Origin of the sequence: Luteimonas sp. 8-5 (assembly GCF_029763755.1) — a bacterium.
GTDB lineage: Bacteria > Pseudomonadota > Gammaproteobacteria > Xanthomonadales > Xanthomonadaceae > Cognatiluteimonas.
The window spans coordinates 1-2,486 of record NZ_JARUVM010000089.1; the positions used below are offsets into that span (position 1 = coordinate 1).

At 69.8% G+C, this 2,486-nt stretch carries 5 protein-coding genes; 1 reads left to right on the forward strand and 4 read right to left on the reverse strand.

Annotated features, from left to right (window positions below; genetic code table 11):
• Positions 1–137 precede the first annotated feature (137 nt).
• Entirely contained in the window at positions 138–656 is a 519-nt protein-coding gene (locus QAA18_RS09705; RefSeq protein ID WP_279412726.1) for a Slp/YeaY family lipoprotein, read from the forward strand.
• Here the strand turns inward: QAA18_RS09705 and QAA18_RS09710 are convergent.
• The 4 genes from QAA18_RS09710 to QAA18_RS09725 all read right to left on the reverse strand — a co-directional run.
• Positions 653–1,015: a histidine triad nucleotide-binding protein gene (locus tag QAA18_RS09710; protein WP_279412727.1), complete on the reverse strand. Its 363-nt coding sequence runs from the start codon at positions 1,013–1,015 to the stop codon at positions 653–655. The genes QAA18_RS09705 and QAA18_RS09710 overlap by 4 nt on opposite strands.
• Before the next feature lie 51 nt (positions 1,016–1,066).
• Positions 1,067–1,660 (reverse strand): recombination mediator RecR, encoded by a 594-nt coding sequence (gene recR, locus QAA18_RS09715; RefSeq protein ID WP_279412728.1) that lies wholly within the window; start codon positions 1,658–1,660, stop codon positions 1,067–1,069.
• Between the two features lie 17 nt (positions 1,661–1,677).
• Complete coding sequence (locus tag QAA18_RS09720) at positions 1,678–1,998, reverse strand: YbaB/EbfC family nucleoid-associated protein (RefSeq protein ID WP_279412729.1); 321 nt, start codon at positions 1,996–1,998, stop codon at positions 1,678–1,680.
• A gap of 9 nt (positions 1,999–2,007) precedes the next feature.
• A partial coding sequence (locus tag QAA18_RS09725) for a DNA polymerase III subunit gamma/tau C-terminal domain-containing protein (protein WP_279412730.1) occupies positions 2,008–2,486 on the reverse strand: 479 nt, incomplete at its 5' end.

Here is a 2,486-nt window from a genome sequence, read left to right on the forward strand (position 1 = left end):
GACGAGGCGCTGCAGCGGCTCATCCTGCGTTTCAACAATTGGCGGTACGCTGGGGATGTCCGGGGTCGCCGGGAACAGGCCGCGCTCGCGCGCGACCTGCGCCGGCACCGCCCCGCCCAGTCGTCCCGGAGAAACGCATGAACGCCTTCCGTCTCGCCCTGCCCGCCCTTGCCATGCTGCTGCTGGCGGCATGCGCCACCCAGCCCGGCCCGCTGCGCGGCGACTACGCGCCGATCACCCCGGCCGATGCCATCGACCACGACGCCACCGGCACGATGGTGCGCTGGGGCGGCCGCGTCGTGCGCGTGGAACCCAAGCAGGGACGCACCTGCTTCGAGATCATCTCCACCCGCCTGTATGCCAACGGCCGCCCGCGCTGGGCCCGCGACGAAGTGGGCGGGCGTTTCCTCGCCTGTCGCGCCGGCTTCTACGACCCGGCCGTGTTCGAGAAGAACCGCGAAGTGACCTTCATCGGCAGCATCGACGGCTACGAAACGCGCAAGATCGGCGAATACGACTACCGCTTCCCGCGCGTCGAGGCGAGCGTGATCTACCTGTGGCCGCGGCGCGACCGGGTCGACGTGATGGTGGTCGACCCCTACCCGTACCCGTACTACTACCCGTTCCGCGGGTGGCGCCCGAGCGGTTACCTCTAGGAGCGTCCGGCCACGCCGAAGTGCCCCAGCGGCGCTCCGGCCAGCAGGTGCAGGTGGATCTGGAACACGGTCTGGCCGCCATCGTCGTTGCAGTTCATGACGATGCGGTAGCCGGACTCGGCGAAGCCCTCGCGCCGCGCATAGTCGGCGGCGGCCACGGCCAGGCGGCCGACGACTCCGGCCTGGGAGGGCTGCAGGTCGTCCAGGGTGGCGATGTCCACTTTCGGCACGAACAGCACGTGCACCGGCGCCTGCGGCGCGATGTCGCGGAACGCGATCATGTGTTCGTCCTCGTAGACGATGTCCGCCGGGATCTCGCGGCGCATGATCTTGTGGAAGATCGTGTCATTCGAACTCACTGAACACCTCCATTCCCTGTTCCCTGTTCCCCATTCCCGCTCTTCGCTTTCTCACGCCATCTCGCTGCGGCTGCCGAACGCATGCGACAGCGTTCCGCGATCCACGTATTCCAGTTCGCCGCCCAGCGGCACGCCGTGGGCGAGCCGGCTCGGGCGCACGTCGTGCTGGCGCGCAAGCTGCGCCAGGTAGTGCGCGGTGGCCTCGCCTTCCACGGTCGGGTTGGTGGCGATGATCAGTTCGCGCACCTCTCCCTCGGCCAGGCGCGCCGAGAGCAGGTCCAGCCCGAGCTCGCGCGGGCCGATGCCGTCGAGCGGGCTCAGCCGCCCCTGCAACACGAAGTACAGGCCGCGGTAACCGGTCGCCTGCTCGATCGCCAGGCGGTCGGCGGGCGACTCGACCGCGCACAGTGTCTGCGGCTCGCGCGCGGCGCTGGCGCAGGTGGCGCAGACCTCGGTCTCGCTGAAGTCGCGGCAGCGCACGCAATGGCCGATGCGTTCGACCGCGGCGGCGAGCGCATCGGCCAGGCGCTGCCCGCCTTCGCGCTCGCGCTCGAGCACGTGGTAGGCCATGCGTTGCGCGGACTTCTGCCCGACGCCGGGCAGGATCCGCAATGCTTCGATCAGTTGTTCCAGCAGCGAGGACACGGGTCAGGCAGCCCCGGTCAGAACGGCAGCTTCATGCCCGGCGGCAGCGGCATGCCGGCCGTGGCCGCGCCCATGCGCTCGGCCGAGGCGGCGTTGGCCTTGTTGACCGCGTCGTTGAAGGCGGCCGCGACCAGATCCTCGGCCATCTCCGGATCGGCCAGCACGCTCGGGTCGATGCGCACCTTGCGGCACTCCATGCGACCGGTGAGGGTGACGCTGACCATGCCGCCGCCGGCATTGCCGGTGACTTCCAGGCGCGCCAGTTCCTCCTGGGCGCGCTGCATCTCTTCCTGCATCTTCTGTGCCTGCTGCATCAGCTGGGCAATGTTTCCGCGCATGTCGTCTACCTATTCGTCGTGGGGTCGAATGGTGTCGGGCACGAGGGTCGCCCCGTACCGACGGATCAGTTGCTGCACGCCGGGATCGGCCATGAACGCCGCTTCGGCCGCTTCCTGGCGCGCGTCGCGCCTGCGTTCGCTGCGTTCGTGCAGGGTTTCGCCGGAAGCCTCGGCGATCGTGTCGAACTGCAGCTGCGGCATGATGCCCAGCTCCGGCGTGAGCGCCTCGGCCAGGGCCTTGATCGAGCCCGGCAGCTTCAGCAGTTCGAACGCCGGCGAAAGGCCAAGCCGCAACGTGGTGCCGTCGAAGCCGATGAAGGCAGCATGCGCGGCCAGTTGCCCCGCCGGGCCGCTGAGGCCGGCGGCAGCCACCAGTTCGATCCAGCGTTCGGCATCCAGCAAGGGTGGGGCCGGCGCTGGCGTGTCCGGTTGAGCGGGCCGAGGTGGTGGCGTTGCTGCGCGCGCCGCCTGCGGTGCCGCGGCCGGCG